This is a genomic window from Streptosporangium sp. CA-135522, from assembly GCF_050949235.1.
GTDB lineage: Bacteria > Actinomycetota > Actinomycetes > Streptosporangiales > Streptosporangiaceae > Streptosporangium.
In genome coordinates, this window is sequence record NZ_CP192026.1 from 7,643,902 (window position 1) to 7,664,311 (window position 20,410).

Consider the following 20,410-nt stretch of genomic DNA (forward strand, 5'->3'; position numbering starts at 1 on the left):
GGCCTAGGACCGCCCTTCTGTAAGGACCGCGAACACGACTGGAGCCGGAGCGTCCCGCAGGGCCGTGACGAGCGTCGCGATCCGCAGGTCGCCGGAGGCGAGGACCACCCACGCGTCCCGTTGCGCCGGGGTCCGGGTGAGGGGGGCGTCCGCCGGCAGGCCGGCCTCGCGCAGGGACCCGACGGCGGCCAGCACGCGTGTCCCCGCGGTGTCGAGGCTCTCGCCCGTCTCCGCGGCGACCTGTTCGGCCACGGGCGCGTGCGCGCCCAGCAGTTCCCGCCACTGCGCCGGCGACCGTTCGGTCACCTTCTCGACGTCACAGCCCACCGTGGCGCCGGAGGCGACGCCGAGGGTCACTCCCGCCCCGTGGGAGACCGAGACCTCCTGGCCGCCGTCGGCCTCGGGCCGTCCGTCCGGCCGGTGCCGGACCTCGGTCCGGCGGCCGAGAGCCCGTCCCACGGTCACGGCCGCGAGAGACCGTAGCCGCTCGTCGCCTTCCGGAGTGTCCGGAAGGTGCGGCTCCACGGCGACCGCGACCCGCGCGCCCACCAGGTCCTCCAGCGTCCGCTCAAGGTAGGACCCGAGCAGCGGGGTCACCCATGGCCCGCGCCCGTCCTTCTTACGCACCGCCTGCAGGCGCAGGCCCTCCCACCGCTCGACGACGTCACCGGCGTGGGTGCGCACCGCGATGTCGTAGATGTAGGTGTCGCCGTCGCGCTGCCGCTCGGTGGCGCAGTAGCGCAACTCGCCCGCCGCGGCCAGCGCGGCGCCGCCGGGATGCACCCGTTCGATGCCGGTCGGCAGCAGCGTGGCGTCCGGCACACAGACCTGGTTGCCGTGCATCAGCGCGTCGCGCATGCCCGGGTCGCCGAGCAGCAGCTCGGCGGGCAGGAATCCGGCGAACCAGTTCCCCGCCTCCAGCGCCGCCACGTCCGCGTCGACGTGACGGGCCGCGGCCCGGTGGTAGCGACGCAGGCGCTGGAACCGCGCGCCCTGGAACAGCACGTCCCCGTACATCTCGGTGTCCGGGTCGAGCGGCACCGTCGGCAGTCCTTCGCCGACCTGGTCCGGCGGGCCGTCCGGGGCGCCCTCACCGGTGAAGCGCAGCCGCGCCCGGAAGTGCTCCACGTCGAAGCCGGTCTCCGCGCTGCGGATGGACACCTCGACCGTCTCGTGGTCGGTGACGGCCGCGGCGATCCGGATCGTGGTGCTGCCCTCCGGCGGCACGATGATCGGCCGCATGAACTCGGCCTGTTCGATCGCCGGCACCGTGTCCCACCCGGTGGCGGCCGAGGCCACCTGAGCCATGGCCTCCATGCCGAACACCGCCGGGAAGAGCAGGTTGCCGTCGAGGAGGTGGTCGGCGAGGTAGAGGTCGGTCCCGGCGTTCATCTCGATCTCGGTGACGAGCTCGACGCCGTGGTAGCGGATCAGCGGCTTGTCGACGAAGCGCAGCAGCGGCAGCGACGGCAGGTCGTAGCGGACGGTGTCGATGCCCTCGGTGCGCCCGCTGATCACCACGACGGTGGGCGCGTCGGGGTCGGCCACCAGACGCCGCATGATCTGCACGCCCTGCTCCGGGGAGATCGGCGTGATGCCCTTGCGGGCCAGGCCGTCGACGACCGACAGCCGCTCGCCCATGCCGACGTCGGACCAGACCGACCATTCCATGCAGATGCTGCGACACTGCGGGTGCCGTTCGGCGACCTCGGCGGTGAGGTCGGCCAGCCACTCGTTCGCGGTGGCGTAGTGCGCCTCGCCGTGCAGTCCGGCACGGCCGATGATGCTGCCGAAGGACACCAGCAGGCGAAGCCTGCCCGGCTCGACGGCGGCGAGCACGTTGCGCAGGCCGCCGACCTTGGGGGCGAAGGTGCGCCGGAAGGCGGCCATGTCCAGGCTCGCCAGCCCGCCGGGCTCGTTGCGTCCGGCGCCGTGCAGCACCGCGGTGACGGGCCCGAGTGCCGCCTCCACCTCGGCGACCGCGCGGCGCACCTGGTCGGCGTCGGTGACGTCGGCCCGGGCATAGTGCACGGTCACGCCGGAGTCGGCCATCCGCCGGAGGTTGGCGGCCAGCTCCTGGTCGTCGGCCGGGTCGGAACGTCCCAGCACGGCCAGCTTGGCACCGGTGTCGGTGGCCACCGCCAGCGCGCATTCGGCCGTGATGCCCTTTCCGCCGCCGGTCACCAGCAGCACGTCGGTCCCGTCGAGCGGTTGCGTCGTGCGAGCGGGCCGTACCGGCATCGCGCGCATCGTCGGCACCCGCCGTACGCCGTCGGCGTCGTAGTGGACCTCGGCGTATCCGGTGGTCGCCGCCACCTCGGCCGTAACCCGGCCGACCGCCTCGGGGCCCGCCGGCAGGTGCACGATGGTGGTGCGCAGGTGAGGGGCTTCCAACTGCAGCGTCTTGGCCAGACCGGCCGCGCCGCGACCGTGCTGGACCAGGACGAACCGGCTGTCCTGCGCACCGCGGATGGCCGCCTTGGCGCCCAGCAGAGCCTGCTCCACGTGCTCCTCGGAGCAGTCCTGCGGCAGGCACACCAGCACCCCGGAACCGACCTTCTCGCGTTCGAGCGCCTGGCGCAGCGGCTCGGCGAGCGGGGACTCTCCGGCCCCGAACACCTGCCACTGCCCGTTCTCCTGCGACGTGGTCCGCGCCGGCAGCGGCACCTCGTCGAGGTCCACGGCGAACGGCCTGGCCCACGGGGCCGCTCCGGCCACCAGCCGGGTGGGCGCGGAGTCGGCGGCCTGGGCGTTCTGGGCCAGCTGGTCGAGTGCGTCGGCCAGCTCTCGCAGGCTCGCGGTGGCGAGGTTCGTCGGCGCCTGCGCGGCGGGCACGCCCAGCCGCTGGGTCGCCTGGTCGATGATGTGCATCACCGTGACCGAGCTCAGGTGCAGCTCGTCCAGCGGGTGGCTGTCGGCGCCCACCATCTCCAACGGCAGTTCGGCGCGTTCGGCCGCCAGGCGGCGCAGCAGGTCGACGCTCGACTCCGCCGGCTGCCCCTCCGTCTGCGGGGTGCCGGTGGAGACGACCTTCGGGAGTTCCTCGACCTTGCGGGCACCGGCGCGGATCTGAACCTCCGGCGCCTGCTCTGCGGGGCTGGCGAAGAAGGTGAACTCGGCGCCGACCTGCAGCGGCCGGATCAGCCGGCCCTGGAAGAGCTCCTCGTGGATGACCGGGACGCCGGCGACGTAGGCCGCGCCGACCACCCGCAGCAGTGCGCTCAACGACTCGTCGTCGGTGTCCAACGCGACCACCGGCACGTCGGTCACGTCCGCCGCGAGCCCGCTGAGCACCCGGCCCGGACCGACCTCGACGAACAGGTCGATGTCCTTGGCCGCCACCTCCACGGCCTGGGTGAACAGCACGGGATCGGTGATCTGCCTGCGCAGCAGCGCCGGGACGTCGGTGTCCGGCGCCAGCATCTCCCCGGTGACGGTGGAGACGACCTGCCGCTCGATCCGGCCGAACTCCTCACCGGCGAGCTGCGCGCCGAAGGCCTCGGCCGCCGGCGCCACCAGCGGCGAGTGGAAGGCGTGGGACACCGACAGACGGGTCGAGCGCAGACCTGCGTCGGCGGCCTTGCGGCCGAAGGCCTCGATCGCGTCGACCGGTCCCGCGACGACGGTCTGGTTGGGTCCGTTGTAGCCGGCGATCACGACGGGCAGGTCCGCCGCCAACTCGATCACCGTGTCCGGCGTCGCTCGGATGCCGGCCATGGTGCCCGAGGCACTGTGCTCGGTCATGGCCTTGCCCCGGATGCCCGCCACGCGCAGCAGGGCCTCCTCCTCCAACGCGCCGGCCCACTGCAGCGCCGAGATCTCGCCCAGGCTGTGGCCGACCGCGACGTCCGCCTCCACGCCGAGGGCGGACAGGACCCGCAGGCCGGCCATCGAGCCGGTGACGATGCGCGGCTGGGCGACCGCGGTCGCCACCATGTCGCCGTCGGTGGGCAGCGCCGCCTCGGTGTAGATCTCCTCGACCCCGGCGAAGCGCCGGCGCAGCGCGCCGCCGCTGGTGCCGCGGCCCGACCCCTGGCCGGGAAAGAGGTAGCCGACCTTGGCCGGTCCGTCGGCGTGGCCGAGGAATGCCCGGCCGTTGGAGGCGAACAGGCTGGTCTCACCCGCGTCGAGTGCCTCGATCACCCGCTGGAACTGCCGTTCGGCGTCCTCGGGCGAGGAGACGACCACCGCGGCCCGGTAGGGCAGGTCGCGCAGCTCACGCTGGAGCGTGGCCGCCAGGTCGGCGAGCTGGGCGTAGGACACCTGCTGCACGAAGCCGGCCAGCTCGGCCAGCCGCTCGCGCAGCGCCTGCGGGGAGGCGGCGTCGGCGAGCAGCAGCTCCGCGTCCTGCAGCGAGGAGGCCAGCATCCTGGTGCGGGTGGGCAGCGGCACACGCCGCCTCGGGCCGGTCTTCTCCAGCACGATGTGGGTGTTGATGCCGCCGAAGCCCATGGCCGTGACGCCCGCGCGCACCGGCGCGCCGGCGGGCCAGGGCTCGGCCTTGCGCAGCACCCGCAGGGACGACGACTCCTCGGTCAGCACCGGGTGGGGATCGACGCAGCCGATGGTCGGCGGCAGCACCTGCTCGTGCACCGCCATCGCGGCCTTGATCAGGCCGGCCACCCCTGCCGCCGCCTTGGCGTGCCCGATCATTCCCTTGATCGAGCTGACCGCCGCGGGCGCGGCCGCGGGGTCGGCTGCGAACCTGGCTCCCGACAGGGCGGTCAGCTCCGTCTTGTCACCGACCGCCGTGCCGGTGCCGTGGCCCTCGAACAGTTCCACGGTTTCGATGCCGAACCCGGCCCGTTCGTAGGCCCGTCGCAGCGCCAGCTGGTAGCCGCTGACCTCGGGCCTGGTCATGCCGCCCTTGCCGTCGGAGGAGATGCCCCAGCCGGCGATGGTGGCGTAGATCCGGTGCCTGGCCGCCAGGGCGTCGGCCTCCCGCATCAGCACGATCATTCCGCAGCCCTCGCCCGGCCAGAAGCCGTTGGAGCCACGGTCGTACAACCGCATCTCTCCCTTGGCCAGGGCGCCGGTCTTGGCGAAACCCACGATCTCGAACGGGTCGATGGACAGGTCCACCCCGCCGGCGATGGCCACGTCGACATCGCCGTCGATGAGCGCCTTGGCCGCCGTCGCCACCGACAGCAGCGACGACGAGCACGCGCCGTCGACGGTGTAGCCGCCGCCGTTGAGGTCGAAGTGGTTGCAGATCCGCCCGGCGATCGTGTTGGACAGGCCGCCGGCCAGGGTGTCCTCATCGATGTTCGGGAACGGGTTTTTGTAGGTGGCCTCGAAGTCGTCGAGGAACGTGGCCAGCCGGTCGTCGTCCCAGCCCTGCTCCTTGAGCGTCGCGGCGAGCGTGCGGCGCACGTACGGCCAGCGCAGGCGCATCACGTTGGCCCGGGTGAACTCACCGGTGAGGGTGTTGCCCACGACCACGCCGGTGCGCTCGCGGGGCAGGCCCTCGCCCTTGGGGAAGCCGGCGTCGGCCAGCGCCAGGCCCGCCATGTCGAGGGCGAGCCAGTGGGTGAGGTCGGTCGAGCGGTAGGTGCTACCGGCGATCTTGTAGGCGAGCCGGTCGAACTCGTAGCCCTCGATGACCGCGGCGTTGCGTGCGTAGAAGCGGTCCGGAGTGGCCGGGTCGGCGTCCCAGTAGTCTTCCAGCCGCATGCGCACGTCGGGCAGTCGGCGGAAGGCACGGCGACCGGCGAGAGCGTTTTCCCACAGCTCTCTCGGCGATGCGGCGTCCGGATATCGGCACGCCATGCCGACGATCGCGATCCTGCTCATACGGTCGCGACCTCCTTCTCTGCGGTTGCGGGGCCGGCGACGGCCGGGACGGGCGCCTGAGCGGCGGCGGCGCGCTCCTGCGCCTTGGCCTGCTCGCGCGCCTTGTCCACGATGTGCAGCGACCACAGGAACCCGCCGCGGATCAGGCAGACGATGGCGGTGGCGAAGAAGATCCCGTAGGGGATGTTCATGCCGGTGAGGATGCCGTAGACCACGGCCACTCCCCCGCCGAAGGCGAACTGCGACAGCGGCTTGGACGGGCTGGTGCCCGGGTCAGTGATCATGTAGTTGGTGAAGAGGATGAACGCCACCCCGGTCATCATGGCCAGGCCGCCGGGGATGGAGGTGCCCAGGACGATGCCGCGGAAGACGGCCTGGAGGGCGAAGACGCCCACCCAGCCGAAGATCAGCCACATCCGGTTGGTGAGCTTGGCGTTGAGCATGGTGCCGAAGAAGATGATGACACCCGGCACGATCCAGTCGATCGGATTGCTGACCTGCTCGGTGAAGTGGTACGGCGGGGCGATGCTGGCCCAGGGGAAGAGCACCAGGATGGTCGCGATGCCGAAGTTGGACGGGTTCATGAAGTGCCGCAGGCGTCCGCGCACCGGTGCCCGCAGTACCCACTTCGTGCCGACCGCGACGATGACCCCGAAGATCAGGACCAGGATCTGGTCGTTGACGTAGATGAGCATGTTCATCGCGAGGCTGGTGATGTGCGCGGGGAGGAGGAACTCCGCCAGGCCGCGGAAGCCGCCGCCGGTGAACCGCGGCGCGCGTCCCTCGTTGCGCGCCGAGATGTACTCCAGCCCGATCTCCGCGGTGTAGCCGGTGGCCAGGGCGATCAGCGGCCACAGCCAGGGCTGCTCGAACCCCAGGACGGTGTATCCGAGGATGTTGAAGACCGACATCGAGAGGGCGAACCTGCGCAGGGCCGTGACGACCTTCGGGTCGTGACGCGGCGGGGTCTTGGTTTTCTCGGCCATATCGTCACTTCTCCTTGGCCTGGGAACCGAGCTGGAGGGAGTGCCAGCCCGGGGTCAGCTGAAGGGTCTGGTCATGGATCTGTCCGGTCCGGTCGCGCCAGCACAGGCGCACCTGCACCGGTCCGGTCACGTTCGGCCCCAGGCCGATGTGCACGTCGTGGCTGCGCCGGCCGGAGTGGCCGCTGCCGCCGTCGACCCGCGCGATGTACTTGTGCCCGTCGGGCGTGGTCACCGTCACCTCGGTGCCGATCACCGCCGAGCCGAGGGCCGGGAGCGTGCCCGGGGCCGCGGTGCCGGTGGCGGCGGTGTTCTCGTGGGTCAGCTTCAAGCCGAGGAAGGCGCCGGGAGAGGGGCTCTGGTTCTGGTAGAACACCGGCTCGTCCCACTGCCGGGCGACCGCGAAGTCGAGCCGGCCGTCGCCGTCGGCGTCTCCGGTGGCGATGCCCCGGGTGGGGACGGGGATGGCCAGTCCGAGGTCACCCGCGATGTTGGCGTAGCGGCCGTCGGGGGTCTTGGCGAAGAAGGCGAGGGTCTGGTGTCCCGCGACGTCGTCACCGGCCCGGACCTTCGGCCACGAGTGCGGGTTGCGCAGGACGCCGTCGTTGGCGGTCGCCAGCTCCTGCAGGACCGGCCAGCGGTTGACGTCGCCCTTGACGAAGCCGGTCGCCTGGGCGATCGCCATGTTGCCGCTGTTGTTGAAGTCGTCGATCTTGACGTCCCAGCCCCAGCCCGTCCACGCGGTGGACTGCTGAGCGCTGCGGTCCTCCCACGGCGCCTCGCCCTTGCTCAGCTTCGCGCGCAGGTCCGCCTGGTCCTTGGCGGTGGACATGAACTGGAGGTTGCTCTCCTCGATGCCGAACGAGGTGGTGATATTGCTGACGAACATGTCGTAGATGCCGTCGCCGTTGAGGTCGCCGAAGTCGAGGCCCATGCCCTTGAAGGAGTCGTGGCCGAGCGTCTTGGACTTGGGAATGAGCGGCGTGCGCACGCCCTCCACCAGCGAGAACTTGATCTCGCCCGGCTTGGAGCGGTTGTACAGCAGCCGGTCGGGGCCGAAGTCGTTGGCGAGGTACAGCTCGGGCAGCAGGTCGCCGTCGAGGTCCGCGGAGGCCGCGCCGAGCTCCCACCCCTTGGAGACGTTGGTGGGCAGGGCGTGGTCGACCTTCTGGTAGGTCACCGACGGCTGCGCGCCCGAGGAGGCCGCGGTCCAGCGGAAGAAGTAGTCCTCGCCGCCGTTGAGGCCCCTGGACATGGAGTCGTTCATCTCCACGCCACCGTTGACCTTGTCGTCGAGCACGGGGCTGTGCGGGAAGTAGTTGCCGATGAAGACGTCGTCGTGTCCGTCGCCGTCGAAGTCGGCGAAGGTGGCCGTGTTGCTGTTCCACAGCGGCCCGGTGTACTTGCCGCCGCTGCCGACACCGGGCACCAGCTCGGTGGGCAGGTAGGCTCCGGCGCCGAGTCCCGTCGCGCCGGCCTTGGCCAGGTAGACGATCGGCGTGCGGCCCCACAGGTAGACCAGCAGGTCGGTGCGGCCGTCCTCGTTGAAGTCACCGGGCAGGCAGCCCATGGGCGCCATGGCCTCGTTCATGGGAAGGGTGCCGGGGTTGAGCGCGAACGGCGCGTACCGGCCGGACCGCTCGCCGGGCGTGGGGGTGACCACGACCTGGTCGATGCGGGGGTCGGTGATGCACAGGTCGTTGGCCAGGCCGTCCCCGTCGAGGTCGTTCATCGCGACCCCGGCCCCGACCGAGGAGATCCACGCGTCGATGTGCGTGTATCTCTTGTTCACCGCCCGGATCGTCTTCTGGGAGAATCCGCCCGGCATCGCGATGGTCAGCGGCTTGAACGCGTACTTGCTCGCGATGCCCGCCTTCTCGGCCGCCGACGATGTGGGCGGGTGGCTCACGATGAACGCACCCGTCATCAGCGCGAGGGCGACGATTCCGGGCAGTTGCTTCCGCAGCCAGCCAGCTGTCGTGGTCACGGACTAACACCTCCAAGGGATACGAACTCACCGGCGATGCGCTGCCGCCAGACCTCGAAGGCCGGCAGCTCGCCCCGTACCGCCCCGGTGGGGCGGGTTTCATGACAGATCCGCGCCGCCAGTTCCGGCGTGGTGTCGCAGAACACCTGCGTCGCGATCTCGTTGTGCGGCACCGTCAGACCGGCCCGGGCGCGGGCTTCGGCCGCGAACGCGCTTCCCTGCGCGAGCTGGGGACGATAGACCCCGGCGCGCTCCCGGAACTGCCGCAACTCGTCCTCCTGGGCGCCTCCCGCGTAGGTGGCGGCCAGCCCCGCGCCGCCGTACAGGTCGGAGCGTCGCGACTCGGGAAAGCTCTCGATCGCCGAGGCGACCCGGTCACCATCGGTCCCGTTGACGAACCACAGGGCCCGCCCGATGCCCTGGTCGATGGCCCGGCCGACGTAGGACTCGCCACCGGCCGGCCAGGGGAAGCGGGTGTCGTGGAACTGCTCGTTCACGTACTTCTGGGTGTGGAAATAGGCCTGGTGGAAGCCGTAGCCGTCGTGGACGAGCCACAGCAGCAGCGGGTCGAGCGTGGAACTCTTCGGCCACAGGAACCGTGGCAGCCGCGCCATCCCCCAGCCGATCCCGACATAGACCATGTAAATGTGGTCGTTGCCGCGTCCGGCGAGGAACTCGGCGAGCTTGCCGCCCCCACCGCCGCCGACCGGCATCGCGTCGAGGATGGTGAAGGCCATGCCGGCGCCTTCGTAGGCGAAGCCTCGAAACTGCCGGGGAATTGTCTCCAGCCGCTCCTCCGCCTCGGCGGGCGTACGCGCCTCCGCCGCGTAGGCATAACCGGTGAGAAACGTTTCGCCGACGGTCTCCAGCAATTCCCGGGCCTTCGGACTCTTCACATGGAAACCACGCGTTTCAAGTCGTGTTTCCGAGACGTCGGGCGTCAGAATGCGCCGTCTCAATGACCGCAAAATACTGGTCAATTATCTCTCCCGCCCCTTGTAGGGTTACCCTTCTCACGGGATTATCCTTAGACAAATCTACCCATATAGACCGATCCCGGGTCTACTTCGGAAGTGCTCACTCGAAGCGGTAAAATATTTTTCGGACATGATTCAAATTGATTTCCGCACCACAAAGGAATTGGCCTCGCGAGCGCGGGCAGAGTGAACCGCACGGCGGGCGACGGCTCTCCGGCGGCCCGGGACGCGCCGCGAGCCAGGGCCCCGATCCGGGGCCGTGGATCGCGGCCGTGGATCGGGGCCGTGGATCGCCCGTGACAGGACCGCGGCGGCACCGCTGCAGACCGCGCGCCCCGGCCGTACCCCGGCCGCGGGACGGTCCGCGGTCAGGCGGGAAGACGGTCTGCGGCGGCGAAGTGCGCGCGCACCCGCTGCCGCCACACCTCGTACTGCGGGACCGGGCCGGAGCCGCTGGGGTCCACCTCGGTACCGTCGGCGAGCGCGACGGCGTCGGGAACCGACAGGTCCGTGAGTACGGCGCAGGCGGCCTCGGTGTGCGGTGGCAGGAAACCGGCGAAGGTGCGCGCCCTGACCGCGAACACCACGCCCTGGGCCAGCTCGGCCCGGTGCTCTCCGGCCTCCCTGCGCAACGCCGCCAGCGCATCGTTCTCCGCGCCGCCGGCGAACGTGGCGGCCAGGCCGACGCCGCTCCACAGGTCGGCCTGACGGTGGGCGGCGAAGCGCCGTACGGCGGAGGCGACGTCGAGCACCTGCCCGCCGTTGATGAACCACAGGGCCCGGCCGATGCCCTGGTCCACCGCCCGCAGGAAGTAGTCGGGCGAGCCCTCCCAGGAATAGGGCGCGGGCACCCGCTGCTCGTCCACCCAGCGCCGGGTGTCGAAGTAGGCGCGGTCGAAGCCGTAGCCGTCGACCGCCAGCCAGCTCATCGTCGGGTAGTACGCCGACCCGCCGAGGTCGGGCATGACCTTCTTCCACAGCGGCCGGGGCAGCCGTGCCATGGCGAAACCGATACCGATGTAGGTGAGGAAGATGTGCGGCTGTCCGGGGCCGAGCAACAGGTCGCGGGTACGGTGGCCGCGACCGCCGCCCATCGCGTCAAGAATGGTGAACGCCATCGTCGCACCCTCATAGGCGAACCCTCGCAACTCGGGTTCCACCATGCTCAATCGACGCTCGATCTCCCATTGGTCCCGTACGTCAATCCCCCATTCGAATCCACAGACCACCGCCTGGGGAATGGCCTCCAGTCTCCGCGTGGCGTCGGTCGGCGTGACCGGGAACCCGCGTTCGCCGAAAGTCACCTCTGCCAACGACGGCGCGAACACGAGCCTGCGCAGCGAACCGAACAAGGTCGACATATGCCCTCCTCATCTTCGCCATCGGCCGAAGGCGTACACTCGCCATCGGCCAGACCAATTAATGGTCATATGCGAAATTGCTGTGGGCATCTCCAGGACTGCGGTGTTTGTAACTAATGTCCAATCAGTGGCACATGATCGAATTCTTGACGCGCATAACGAGAACCCGGTGCGAGTGAATTTCGCACCGGGTCGGGAACCGGCGCATCAGGACCAGGGCGCCGTGGGGTACCAGGGAATGATCTCCCGCCGGGCCAGCGTCCGCACGTCCCAGTAGAGGAAGGTGAACACCCCGGCGACGATCAGAGCCGACGCCGTCAGGACCGCGATCCGGCTCGGCTTCGCCGCCAGCCACCGCTGCAGCCTGCCTCCGGCGAAGAGGGTCAGGATCACGAACAGCACCGTCATGACGGCGATGTTGCCTACGGACTGCAGGGTGAAGGCCGCCGCGCCGTACAGCGGGTTGCCGCTCTCGGCCGCGTCCCGGAACATCTGCCGGAACAGCGCGAACGGGCGCCCGATCAGGAACCCGCCGATCAGGGCGCCCATGAACACCATCGGCGCGTTGGGAAAGCGCCTGGCGATCCGCGCGAACGGGTCACGCACGAAGCCGAGCGCGGCCAGTCCCAGATAGAACATCGCCAGCCCGATCAGGCCGAAGACCACCATCGACTGGACGCTGCGCGGCGACAGGGTTCCCACGGCGTTCTGAGCCGTCGAGAACTGCGGCATCCGGGTGCCGACGAATCCGACGATCGCGCCGTAGACGGCGGATACGGTGATCATGCCGGCCGACAGCCACACCAGCGGCTTCAACGCGTGCGCCAGGCGACCCCACCGGCCGCCGGCGCCGCCCAGCAGGGGCGCCACCGCGCCGAACGCGGCGATGTTGCAGGCCGTGAACGTGCCGGCTATCCCGCTGACGAACGCGAACACGATGCCGGCGCCGATACCGGCGATCGGCGTCTGCTTGGCGTCGTGTCCGAGCAACGTGTCGGCGACGCCGTCGCCGATCGTCTGATCGACGAACCGGGCCGACCAGACCACCGTCAGCAGAAAGCCCGCGAGTCCGGCGAGCAGGAGGACCAGCCCTCGCCTCCGGGGGAAGTGCCCGTTGACGAAGGCCGACGTGGCTGGCGCGCTCTCCGCTCCGATGTCGCCGAGCGCTCCCGGCCCGGTCTGCGTGGTGTGGTGGCGCGGCATCATGATCTCCTCAAAGGCCGGGCGGAAGCCTCTCCGAAGGCTGCTCCCGCGCTCGAACGCGTCTGGCTCACCGAGGGGAGCACTACCGCACGGCACGGCCGTACTCCTCCTCAGAATGCGGCGACAAACCGGACAAAACTTTTCCCAGAATGCGCAATCACCCTGCGCGCCACGCCGGTGGGCGAGGACGGCGGACCACCCGGGCGTCGCACCGGCAGCCGAAAACCGCCCGGCGGACCGGGATCGGCCGGGCGGGCGGGACATCAGACGGCGGACCGGACGTCAGGCGATACGCCGGACATCAGACGGCGGACCGGACGTCAGGCGATGCACCGGACATCAGGCGATACGCCGGACGACAGGTGGCGGGCCGGGGTCAGGCGAGGGACCGGTACGGCTCAGCGGGCCCAGGTGCCGGTCCGCCAGGCGCCCGAGCCGGGCACGAGCGGTCGCCGGACGGAACGGGAACGGTCGGCCCAGCCCGGCGGTGGTGCCGGCGGCGCCGAGGGGCCTGCCGAGGAGACGCGCGCGGTCACGACCGTGACGAGCGCCGCCAATTCCTCGGGTGTCGCATTCCCTCGTACCACCATCAGGAGCGAACCATCGTCCATACCGCACCTCCCGTTGTGATTCGCCATGAGTGTCACCCCGGACACAACAGGATGCAACTCTTGAATATTAATTGGCGGCGTGTTCATGAACGCGGATGACGGTGCGGCGGACGCCCGCGCCGCCACCCGGCGAAGACAAGGAAGCGTCTCGACGTCCGGGACGAAAACGCCCCGACCCATTCACCCGGACAGGGGGCCGGGAACATGCACTATCGGGGCCTTATTGCACAGCGTTATCGGGTCCGGGCCGGTGACGCCCGGACGGGTCTTCAGAGTGGCAGCGCGCTGAACTGCACCGGATTGCCGAAGGCCGGCGAGCGCCGCCTGCGGCGGTGCCGGAAAACGGATGCCAGAGCGCCAGGCCGGCCGGTACAGACCATAATACAGGGCTTTAAAAATCGGTTCGCTTCGCAGCAAGCAAAGAGATGCATAAAAAGATGATCAGTGTGACGCTGATCCGAAGGCAGCAGCGTGGACGCATTTTACAGGTTCGGTGGCGACATTCCATGTGCCGTTGGCACTCCGCACCCATCCACTCTTCACGCCGGCAATATCTCAGCCATGGGCTGATTCGATCAGAACCTTTTCGAGTAGGTGATGTCAATGGTATCCGCGCTAAAGCAGGACATCAAGAAATCCGACGCTCCGGCTCCCCATACCGAAGGATCGGGTGAACGGGCGCGTTCATCGGCCTCGGCGGCCCGCACCGCGCCACGGTGGTGGCGCCGCCCCTGGATCATCCCGCTGGCGTTGCTCGTCACCGCCTTCCTCGCCTTCCAGGCCACGCGCTTCGCCGGCCTGAACGAGAGCGAGGCGCCGATCCCCCGGCATGACGGCTTCCCGCTCTACTACCCCCTCCTCATCGGGCACATGGCGTTCGGGGCCGTGGCGATGGTGACCGTCTGCTTCCAGGCATGGCCCTGGCTGCGCCGCAACCATCCGGCCGTCCATCGGGTGAGCGGGCGGGTCTACGTCCTGTCGACACTGCCATGCGGCGTGATAGGCCTGGTGATCGTGGGGTTCGCGCCACCCACCGGCCGGGTCGGCGTCGCCGTTGGAACGGTCCTGTGGCTGGCCACGACCGTGATGGGATTCTGGATGGCGCGGGGGCGCCGATACGACCTGCACCGCCGTTTCATGCTGTACAGCTTCGCGATTCTCATGAACATCATCGCGGCCCTGCTCGTCGTCATAGTGGGACTGTCGCTTCCGTTCGGGATCGGCGTCGACGTCCTGGTCGAAGTGGCCCGCTGGAGCTGGGTGGCCGGCATCGTCCTGGTGGACTGGCACCTGTACCGGCACTCCAGGCGCCTGCTGCGGCGGCGGCCACTGAACGTGACCTACAAGAGCCCGGCATGAGAAGGGGCCGGAGCCGACCCCGGATGCTCCTCGCCGGGAGCGGGTGAAGTCGATCGGACGGGAGACGCGTACCCGAAGCGCCGAAGACGTGGCTTCCGGATCACATCCGGCACGAGACGGGTGTGCTCTCCCCATCCGAAACCGCCGCCCGCGCCTCGTTTCCCCGACCGGAAACGAGGCGTCCCGGTATTCCCGGCCGAGAACAGAGCATCCCGGCGCCGGAACTCACCGGCTCTCGCTCCACCGGCATCAGAGGTCGCGCACATGCTCGTAAATCCATTTCCGAACAGCTGGAAATCGATACGACCAGACCCGTGGCGATCTTATCGGCATCCGGTGTCACGTGACCCTGCAATTCCTCGGAACGCGTTTCCGATGAAAGAACTCCACCCACCAGGCGCATTCGGCCTTCGTCCGTTCCGGCGGCTCCGAAGAATGAAAACCTCACACCAGACCATCCCGCTCGAAACAGGCCGCAGCATGACTTCGGCGTGTCCCGCCGGTTCTCCGCCGGGATGCCGGCCTTCCACCGGAGCATCGGCCCGCATTCCCGGCACCGTCGTCTGCGCCGGCAGGTCGCCGAGCCGCCGCGCGCAGGCCGTCTGCCCGGCCCCGTCACCCGGGCGGACGACCCCACGGCTCCGTTCAGGGCTTCGGCGCGGGCACCGGGGTCCACTGCCGGCACACGTCGCCGGCACACGTGCGCAGGGTGGCGAGCCGGCCGGCCAGTGCCTGCCGCGTGACGGCGTAACCCGGATCGTTATGCACGCTCGCCAGTTCGTAGGGATCCTGCTGCAGGTCGTACAGCTCCCGCTCACCGGTCGAGTGTTCGACGTACTTCCATCTCGGAGTGCGCAGACCGGCGTACCACCTGCCGCTCTGCTTGGGACCGGTCTCGATCACTATGCCGCGGGCGGGCGAGACGGTGTCGACGGCGATTTCACGCTTTCCAGATCGCCACGGTGCCGGGGCGCGGGGCGGGGGTTGCGCCGGGACAGGTCCGCCCCGGCGGCTCCCTCGCCGTGCGGTGCCAGTGGCGCGAAGGACAGGAAGAAGGGCTCGCCGGCCGGCGCCTTGCGTTTGATGTAATCGACGCTTTACGGGCGTAGACGTCGGTCTGGTAGAGGGCGGGATCCTCCTGGTCGGCCGCGCCGTAGGTGTGCAGGGTGCCGTTCTCGTTGAGCGTGTATCCCCACATGCGGTAGGTGCTCGGGTCCACCGAGCCGTACCACTCGGCCCAGCCCGGAGGGATCTCCGTGGGACGCTGACCGCCGTAGCCGTTGAGGAACTTGCCGATGTGCGCGGTGGCGTAGCCTGCCCGGCGTAACCAGACCGGCAGGGTCTCCGCGGCGGGCAACTTCTCGTACCCGCCGTCCGGCGGCTGGTTGCCCAGCACGCCGTGGTTGTGCGCGTACTGCCCGGTGAGGAAAGTGCTGCGCGACGGGCAGCACAGCGAGTAGGACACCACGCTGTTGTCGAAGGTGGTGCCCTGTGCGGCGAGCAACGATCGCACGTTGGGCAGATACCGCAGGGCGGACACGTTCATGTCATCGACCATGATGACGACCACGTTGGGCTTGACCGCCGACACACCGGCGGCGGTCGTCAACGTGGCGACACCGGCCAGGGCGAGCAGTGCTGCGCCGAGCTGATGTCGGCGCGGGTGTGCGGGCATGCGCTTCCTCCGCAGGGCAGGACAACGGACGGCAGGACAGCGAACGGCAGACAACGGGCGTCGTGAGCCCGCTGGAGGGGATCGTCGGTGCGGCTCGAAGGAAAGAACGGCGTCAGACGCCGGAGCGTCGACACACTCAGCGGACGTCACACCAGCCTCACTGGTTCACCCGTATCCCCATTTTGGAGTTTCCACCGGCAAAGCCCTTGTCAATGGCCTACTAAATAGGCATTATCTGGCGTTACGGGCCGCCCTATACCAGTCTGGAGTGCAACCGACAGAGCCTGGCCGAAATAGGGCGGCCCGTCCATGCCCAGAATCGATTCCTTCGCCCGAACCTTTTGGTGACTCACCCCCGGAAAACCGCCAAGCGCAGGCGGAGACGCCGCAGACATGAGCGCCGCGTCCGGGAATACGCCATGACACTCCGGTTGCCGCGACTCTCGCCGCGCTGCGAGGATCACGGCTCGGACGTCGAGGGGGGCGAGTGACCGACCGGTGGAGCACGCACGACATCGAACTGCTCGCGGACCTTGTGATCAAGAGGTTCCGATCGCGGGAGCGCGGTGAGCCGGAGGCCGAGTGGCGGGCGCTGACCCTGCTGGCCGAGTACGCTCCCGGACTGGCCGCGCACCCGGTACACGCCGGCTTGCCGGCGGAGCCGGTGATCGCCATGTCGCGTCTTCCCGGAGTGCCCCTGCGCGGCCAGATCCTGGACCGCCGGCAGCTCACCGCCGTGGTCGAGGCGATCACGGCGCTGCACACGGCCGTGCCCGCCCGGGTGCTGGAGGGACTCGCGCTACGGCACGGCCACGCCGCCCAGGTTGTCGACCTGGTACGCGGCTGGTGCGCGGAACCGTCGTTCCATGATCTCGATCCCGGGGTGGCCGAGGCGCTCGCGGCGGGCCAAGAGTGGCTGGAGCTGACCGGGGACGAGATCGCCGGTGATCCGGGAACTCCGGTGTTCGGGATGGGAGACGGCAATCTGGCGAACTACCTGTGGGACGGTTCGCGGATTCGGCTGGTCGATTTCGAGGAGTCCGGACGAAGCGACCGGGCCTTCGAGCTCGCCGAGGTCACCGAGCACGTCTCCGCGTGGGTCGATACCGGGCTCGACGCCTCCGCGCTGCTCGGCCACTTCGCGCTGACCGCCACCGAAGCTCGCAGGCTCCGTGAGTGCCGCCGCCTGCTGGCCCTCACTTGGCTGATCATGCTCATGCACGATGATCCCGATCATCCACGCAATCCGCCCGGCACCGTGGAACGCCAGGCGGTTCGCCTGCTCACCCACCTCGGACGGTCATGACCGGCGATCGGGAGCCGCAGGACGGTGCCGGTGCGCTCTCACCAGACTTTGTGAAAGTCCTCATGGTGAAAGTCCTCGCGGTGAAAGCTCTCGTGCCGGTCGTCCCTCCTGTGGCGGTCCCGCCACTCGTCGTGGAGGTCGTCCAGATCCCTGCGCCGGGCCCGTGGGCTTCTGTGGCACCTGACGCCCTTCCAGGAGTGGCAGCATATGAGCGGCCCTCTGGACCAGCAGCGCCTGACGTGCGAGCTGTCGCTCTGAACGGAGATGACCCCCACCGCCCCCGTGGAGTCCGCGAGCGCCGAGGCCGTCGCGATCTCGCCCGGCCAGAGCGTGACCGCGGCGAGGAAGGCCGCGGTGAGCACCGACGGTCGCTTGCCGTTCACTGGTATCTCCTTCCGGCGGGTACCCACGGCCCTCGTTCGAGAGCCACCAGAAGCACAAACAGCCTAAATATGCCTCTTCCCGGCATTTCACCCACAAATCCATTATTTCTTCGGCGGAGCCGGCTGCTCGGTCCTGCCCCCGGAGACCGCGCATCCCCCGGACACATGATGCGACGCCGACGTTAGGATGCGTCGCCGGCGTGTCCGAACCGAACAGAGCTTCGGTGCCGCCCGAGGCCGGCTGTCAGCGATGGATCGCCCGAGAAAAGGTTGAGAAGTGAGTGACCGGGTCCCCGCCGAGTTGCTGGATATAGCCGACGCGCTCATGCCGGGCGCTTCCCTCGACACCGCACGGTTCGTCCAGGGCGGGATGCACGACGTCGTGTTGTTTCCGGGGGTGGCGGCCGTGCGGGTCAGCCGACGCCCGTCCGGGGCGGAGGCCCTGCCGCGCCGGACCGAACTGCTGCGGGTCATCGCGGCCTCCGGGCTGCCGTTCGCGGTGCCGGAGCCGCTGACTCCGGTGACGATGTTCGACGAGCGCGCGGCCGTCGCCGTCTCATGGCTCGACGGCGCCGGGCTGCCCGACGGCGTGGGCGACCCGGCGAGACTCGGCGAGCTCCTCCAAGCTCTGCGGGAGCTCCCCGTCACTGCGCAGTTGAGAGCCGTACTGGGTACGCCGCGCACGTACACGGACGGTCATCACTGGGCCGACATCCTGGCCGAAGAGGTCATCCCGCGCCTGCCCGGCAAGTGGCGCGACGAAGGCCGGCGGCGGCTGGAGGAGGCCCTGACCCTGCGACCGGTCCCGGACTCCCTCGTCCACGGCGATCTCGGCGGAGAGAACATCCACTGGAGCAAGGACGGCAAGCTGATCGGCGTCCTGGACTGGGACCGGGCACAGCTGTTCGACCCGGCGGTCGACACCGCCTTCCTGGGGTGGGTGCACGGCTGGGACAACGTCCGTGAGGCCGTCGACGGCGAGACCTACCGGCGCGCCCGGGTCTGGGACCGGGCGTTCGGTGTCACCCACCTCGTCGCCGCGCTCGACGGCAGGCCCCTGGCGAACGTCGAAAGCTATGTGCGGCACATCGTCGCATGGCTGGAGCAGAACGCCGACCGGTAATCGCCCTGGACACTCCGCTCATGTGTTCCGGTGAGCCGGTCCGGAGCCATGAGCGAAGCCACGCGTTCCCGCAGGCCGTCGTAGGCGGGTGCGTCCGTGGACGTGACCCGTAGGCGGGATCGGCAGACGCGCACCTGGCCGATCCTCCGCTCGAAGCCGCGTGCGACAGTCGACCGGCACACCGGCCACCAGAATCCGGCTCCGCTCCGCCGGGCCGCTCCGCCCGCCGTGGTCACCTCTGTCCACGCAGCAGCTGCGCCAGCAGCGTCAGGATCGCGAATGTCAGGATGACCGCCACCCCCGGATAGAGCATGGTCAGCTGCGTACCGGGCACGATCGCTGCGGCGACGACCGCGAGGCCGCCGGCACCGCCAACCTGCAGCGAGCTGTTGAGCAGCCCGGCGGCCAGTCCCTGCTCGTGGTCGGCCACCCCGCTGGTGCCGGCGACCATCAACGCCGAGATGCTGAGCGCGAAGCCCAGACCCCACAACAGCGACGCGGGCAACAACACTGTCCACAGGTCCGGCTCAGGGCCGATGCGCAGCATCAACAAGTAACACGGAACGAATGACACGAGCCCGACCAGCAGCACCCCGGTCACGCCGAACCTGTTCATCAAAGTCCCGAGTCTGGGCCCGATGACGACCACCATGAGTCCCGCCGGCAACAGCACCAATGCCATCTGCCACGGCTGCCAACCGTGCAGGTTCTGCAAGTACAGGGCAAGCAGGAATTGAAACCCCATGGCGCCGCCGTACAGGAGGGCAGAGCTGACGTTGGCGGCCACCAAACTCCGGTTGCGGAATATGCCCAGGCGAACCAGCGGTTCCTTCACGGTGCGCTCGATCACGATGAAAGCGACGAGCAGCAACCCGGACAGGGCGAATCCGCCTATGGTCCGCAGCGACGTCCAGCCGGCATCCGCTGCGGAGGACACCGTGAAGACGAGCAGCAGCATCCCGGCGAGCAGGGTCACGGCGCCGCCGATGTCCAGCCGCGGCCGCTCGGCGCGCGGCGGATCCGGCGGCAGGAAGCGCAACGCGGCCGCCAGAATCAGCACGGCGATCGGGATCGGCAGGATGAAGATGGCTCGCCAGTTCAGCGCTGCGAGCAGGCCGCCTATCAGCAGCCCGGAGGAGTATCCCGATGCCTCGAAGACGTTGAAGATCCCGAACGCCTTGTTCCGCTGCGGGCCTTCGGGAAAGGTCGTGGTCAGCACTGACATGGCTGCCGGTGCGGTGAAAGCCGCGGCCATGCCCTTGACGAAGCGTGAGACGACCAGCAGGACCGCGTCGTCGGCGAGTGTGCCGAGCAGCGACACAAGCGCGAACAGGGCCATCGCGACCACCAGCACCCGCCGTCGGCCGAACAAGTCGGCGCATCGTCCGCCCAGCAACAGGAAACTGCCGAATGCCAGGATGTAGGCGCCCGCCAACCACTGCGCGGCAGCCGCGTCCATCCCGAACTCGTGCTGGATCTCCGGTATCGCCACAGCGATCATCGAGATGTCGAGCCCATCGAGCAGAATCACCCCACTGCAGATGAGCAGTGCGATCCACAGCCGCGCCGACCAGCGCGGGGAATCCTTCCGGACCGCGGGCGCCGCCAAGGCGTCACCTCCCGGTCGCTCTTCACTCGGGGTCAAGCTG

At 69.4% G+C, this 20,410-nt stretch carries 14 protein-coding genes; 3 read left to right on the forward strand and 11 right to left on the reverse strand.

From position 1 onward, the window contains the following. Positions 1 to 3: 3 nt before the first annotated feature. From ACQPYK_RS36150 to ACQPYK_RS36180, 7 genes are all read right to left on the reverse strand, one after another. A complete protein-coding gene (locus ACQPYK_RS36150) occupies positions 4 to 5,793 on the reverse strand; it encodes an SDR family NAD(P)-dependent oxidoreductase (RefSeq protein WP_433241394.1) in 5,790 nt (1,929 codons plus the stop codon). Next, the gene (locus ACQPYK_RS36155) at positions 5,790 to 6,779 is read right to left on the reverse strand and encodes an enediyne biosynthesis protein (protein ID WP_433241397.1); all 990 of its coding nucleotides are present in this window, start codon (positions 6,777 to 6,779) and stop codon (positions 5,790 to 5,792) included. The genes ACQPYK_RS36150 and ACQPYK_RS36155 overlap by 4 nt, the downstream gene beginning before the upstream one ends. 4 nt (positions 6,780 to 6,783) lie before the next feature. Beyond that, positions 6,784 to 8,763: a CRTAC1 family protein gene (locus ACQPYK_RS36160; RefSeq protein WP_433241400.1), complete on the reverse strand. Its 1,980-nt coding sequence runs from the start codon at positions 8,761 to 8,763 to the stop codon at positions 6,784 to 6,786. Continuing rightward, complete coding sequence (locus ACQPYK_RS36165; RefSeq protein ID WP_433241403.1) at positions 8,760 to 9,743, reverse strand: DUF1702 family protein; 984 nt, start codon at positions 9,741 to 9,743, stop codon at positions 8,760 to 8,762. Before ACQPYK_RS36165 ends, ACQPYK_RS36160 begins: the two co-directional genes overlap by 4 nt. A gap of 365 nt (positions 9,744 to 10,108) precedes the next feature. Next, on the reverse strand, positions 10,109 to 11,101 hold the full coding sequence (locus tag ACQPYK_RS36170) for a DUF1702 family protein (protein ID WP_433241405.1): 993 nt from the start codon (positions 11,099 to 11,101) through the stop codon (positions 10,109 to 10,111). A gap of 207 nt (positions 11,102 to 11,308) precedes the next feature. Then, positions 11,309 to 12,307, reverse strand: coding sequence for a hypothetical protein (locus ACQPYK_RS36175; protein WP_433241408.1), 999 nt, complete (start codon positions 12,305 to 12,307; stop codon positions 11,309 to 11,311). A gap of 395 nt (positions 12,308 to 12,702) precedes the next feature. Continuing rightward, the gene (locus ACQPYK_RS36180; protein ID WP_433241411.1) at positions 12,703 to 12,915 is read right to left on the reverse strand and encodes an acyl-CoA carboxylase subunit epsilon; all 213 of its coding nucleotides are present in this window, start codon (positions 12,913 to 12,915) and stop codon (positions 12,703 to 12,705) included. Positions 12,916 to 13,518: 603 nt separating this feature from the next. Between ACQPYK_RS36180 and ACQPYK_RS36185 the strand changes: the two genes are divergently transcribed. Beyond that, positions 13,519 to 14,274: a DUF2306 domain-containing protein gene (locus ACQPYK_RS36185; protein WP_433241414.1), complete on the forward strand. Its 756-nt coding sequence runs from the start codon at positions 13,519 to 13,521 to the stop codon at positions 14,272 to 14,274. A gap of 645 nt (positions 14,275 to 14,919) precedes the next feature. On the opposite strand, the gene ACQPYK_RS36190 is transcribed toward ACQPYK_RS36185, so the two are convergent. Together ACQPYK_RS36190 and ACQPYK_RS36195 are read right to left on the reverse strand one after the other, a co-directional pair. After that, entirely contained in the window at positions 14,920 to 15,177 is a 258-nt protein-coding gene (locus tag ACQPYK_RS36190) for a sulfatase/phosphatase domain-containing protein (RefSeq protein WP_433241417.1), read from the reverse strand. A gap of 37 nt (positions 15,178 to 15,214) precedes the next feature. After that, the gene (locus ACQPYK_RS36195) at positions 15,215 to 15,949 is read right to left on the reverse strand and encodes a sulfatase-like hydrolase/transferase (RefSeq protein ID WP_433241420.1); all 735 of its coding nucleotides are present in this window, start codon (positions 15,947 to 15,949) and stop codon (positions 15,215 to 15,217) included. 487 nt (positions 15,950 to 16,436) lie between these two features. Here ACQPYK_RS36195 and ACQPYK_RS36200 point away from each other — a divergent pair, with 487 nt between their 5' ends. After that, positions 16,437 to 17,255 carry an aminoglycoside phosphotransferase family protein gene (locus ACQPYK_RS36200; protein ID WP_433241423.1) on the forward strand — a complete coding sequence of 273 codons (819 nt, stop codon included), beginning with the start codon at positions 16,437 to 16,439 and terminating at the stop codon, positions 17,253 to 17,255. Between the two features lie 38 nt (positions 17,256 to 17,293). Here ACQPYK_RS36200 and ACQPYK_RS36205 read toward each other — a convergent pair whose 3' ends face one another. Then, the gene (locus ACQPYK_RS36205) at positions 17,294 to 17,638 is read right to left on the reverse strand and encodes a hypothetical protein (protein ID WP_433241426.1); all 345 of its coding nucleotides are present in this window, start codon (positions 17,636 to 17,638) and stop codon (positions 17,294 to 17,296) included. A gap of 277 nt (positions 17,639 to 17,915) precedes the next feature. Here ACQPYK_RS36205 and ACQPYK_RS36210 point away from each other — a divergent pair, with 277 nt between their 5' ends. Further along, positions 17,916 to 18,761 carry a phosphotransferase gene (locus ACQPYK_RS36210; RefSeq protein ID WP_433241429.1) on the forward strand — a complete coding sequence of 282 codons (846 nt, stop codon included), beginning with the start codon at positions 17,916 to 17,918 and terminating at the stop codon, positions 18,759 to 18,761. 232 nt (positions 18,762 to 18,993) lie between these two features. On the opposite strand, the gene ACQPYK_RS36215 is transcribed toward ACQPYK_RS36210, so the two are convergent. Beyond that, positions 18,994 to 20,370: an MFS transporter gene (locus tag ACQPYK_RS36215; protein WP_433241432.1), complete on the reverse strand. Its 1,377-nt coding sequence runs from the start codon at positions 20,368 to 20,370 to the stop codon at positions 18,994 to 18,996. Positions 20,371 to 20,410: the final 40 nt, after the last annotated feature.

What these genes read in the sequence shown, in the direction of transcription:
- ACQPYK_RS36150 (WP_433241394.1), bottom strand. Translation starts at nt 5,793, where the DNA reads ATGAGCAGGATCGCGATCGTCGGCATGGCGTGCCGATATCCGGACGCC.
- ACQPYK_RS36155 (WP_433241397.1), bottom strand. Translation starts at nt 6,779, where the DNA reads ATGGCCGAGAAAACCAAGACCCCGCCGCGTCACGACCCGAAGGTCGTC.
- ACQPYK_RS36170 (WP_433241405.1), bottom strand. Translation starts at nt 11,101, where the DNA reads ATGTCGACCTTGTTCGGTTCGCTGCGCAGGCTCGTGTTCGCGCCGTCG.
- ACQPYK_RS36175 (WP_433241408.1), bottom strand. Translation starts at nt 12,307, where the DNA reads ATGATGCCGCGCCACCACACCACGCAGACCGGGCCGGGAGCGCTCGGC.
- ACQPYK_RS36180 (WP_433241411.1), bottom strand. Translation starts at nt 12,915, where the DNA reads ATGGACGATGGTTCGCTCCTGATGGTGGTACGAGGGAATGCGACACCC.
- ACQPYK_RS36185 (WP_433241414.1), top strand. Translation starts at nt 13,519, where the DNA reads ATGGTATCCGCGCTAAAGCAGGACATCAAGAAATCCGACGCTCCGGCT.
- ACQPYK_RS36195 (WP_433241420.1), bottom strand. Translation starts at nt 15,949, where the DNA reads ATGCCCGCACACCCGCGCCGACATCAGCTCGGCGCAGCACTGCTCGCC.